The 1,670-nt window shown below is 59.9% G+C and carries 2 protein-coding genes; both read left to right on the forward strand.

Annotated features, from left to right (window positions below):
* The first annotated feature begins 548 nt into the window (after nt 1-548).
* Nucleotides 549-656, forward strand: a complete 108-nt coding sequence (locus NW855_RS09630; protein WP_011431156.1) for a PetM family cytochrome b6-f complex subunit 7 — start codon at nt 549-551, stop codon at nt 654-656.
* Between the two features lie 22 nt (nt 657-678).
* Nucleotides 679-1,665 carry a ketopantoate reductase family protein gene (locus NW855_RS09635; RefSeq protein WP_414403048.1) on the forward strand — a complete coding sequence of 329 codons (987 nt, stop codon included), beginning with the start codon at nt 679-681 and terminating at the stop codon, nt 1,663-1,665.
* Nucleotides 1,666-1,670: the final 5 nt, after the last annotated feature.

Raw genomic sequence — 1,670 nt, forward strand, 5'->3', positions numbered from 1 at the left:
CGACGATGTCGAACCATCCTCGCTCCTGGCGCGCGCGCCCTACTGCGATGGTCATCTCAACCTCTCCTTAAAAACATGATGAGGACATTAATGAAACTACAAATTTTGCTCCTTTGAAGCAAGACTGGTGCCTAGGTATAAAGACTCAGTCTGCGAACTTGTCGCCTTGGTTTCCCTGCACGGATTCCTGGCCAGAACTGACCAACCGCTGCTTCAGGCAGCTTTGCTGGCGTTCCGAACTGCTCTTGGAATCCTCAGCAGAGCTGTGGCGATCCCGACGAGCCGCCCTAGGGCCACCGAACAAGTTTCACGGCTGTCGGCATTACAATTTAGCCTACGCCAGTAAAGACTTGTAAATTGCTTTCATTATAGAGGGGGGGGACTCGTTCCCATCAAGTCCGAGGTGGCTGGGATCTTCACAGACTGTAATCTTTGCGGTTTTTCTCTCCTGAGATATTGAGCTAGAGGGGCTGCCTCACCCTGGGGAAGGCCGAAGGCACAAGATCCGATATCCTTGAAGGGCGAGGCAATCCACCTGAGAGGAATCTATGGCTAGTGAGATCTTCACCATTGCTGGGCTCTCCATCGTCCTGACCCTAGTGGGTGTGGCGCTTGGATACGGGATCTTGCGCATCACCCAGGGCGGGGCCGAGTAGGGATTTCCTCATTTGGTAAAACATGAAAATCGGCATCGTCGGCGCCGGGGCAGTCGGGGGGCATTTGGCCGTTTGCCTGGCTCGCGCCGGCTTTTCAGTCAGTGTGGTGGCGCGGGGATCCCACCTGCAGGCCATCCGCAGCCAAGGCTTGAAGCTGATCCGGCAGGGGGATCCCCCTGTGGCTTGGGTAGAGCGGCTGACGGCCAGCGACGACTTGGCTGAGCTGGGGCGGCAAGATGTGGTGATCGTTGCTGTCAAGGCCCACAGCTTGCCCCTGCTTGCCCCGCAATTGGGATCCCTGTGTGGCCCGGATAGCCCCGTTGTGGTTGTCCAGAATGGTATCCCCCGGTGGTACTTTTACCGGCATGGCGGCGAGTTTGAGGGGCGCTCCTTGACTTCGGTGGATCCGGGCGGGGTGATCGCCGCGCATCTGCCAGTCGAGCGGGTGATCGGCTGTGTGGTGTACATCGCCGTGCAGTTGGCAGAGCCGGGGGTAGTTTTGCATACCGGTGGCGGGCGCTACATTCTGGGAGAGCCGGATGGGTCGTTGTCGGAGCGGCTGCGCTCTCTGGCGGCCATCTTTGAGCAGGGGCAGCTTTCTGTGGCCCTCACCTCCCAAATTCGGGTCGAGATCTGGCAAAAACTTTGGGGGAACGCCGCCTTCAATCCCATCAGCGCCCTTACCCGCGCGGCCCAAGACGCAATTGCCCAGTACCCGCCCACCCATGCTTTGGTTCGGTCGGCGATGCAGGAAACCGAGGCGGTGGCCCAAGCATTTGGGATCCGGCTGCCGGTCTCTTTGGAAGAGCGGCTGAAGGATGCAGCCCGTGTGGGCTCCCATCGCACCTCGATGCTGCAGGATATCGAGCGGGGGCAACCGACGGAGATCGAGAGCATTGTCGGCGCCATCACGGAGCTGGGGCGTTGGGCGGGGATCCCGACTCCCCATCAGAACCTCTGGGGTACTCCCGCCACAGCGCAGCTTGGCGGGATGGGGGATAGGCGGTGAGACGA

The sequence above is a fragment of the Synechococcus sp. RC10B2 genome (assembly GCF_047502635.1).

What these genes read in the sequence shown, in the direction of transcription:
- NW855_RS09635 (WP_414403048.1), top strand. Translation starts at nt 679, where the DNA reads ATGAAAATCGGCATCGTCGGCGCCGGGGCAGTCGGGGGGCATTTGGCC.
- NW855_RS09630 (WP_011431156.1), top strand. Translation starts at nt 549, where the DNA reads ATGGCTAGTGAGATCTTCACCATTGCTGGGCTCTCCATCGTCCTGACC.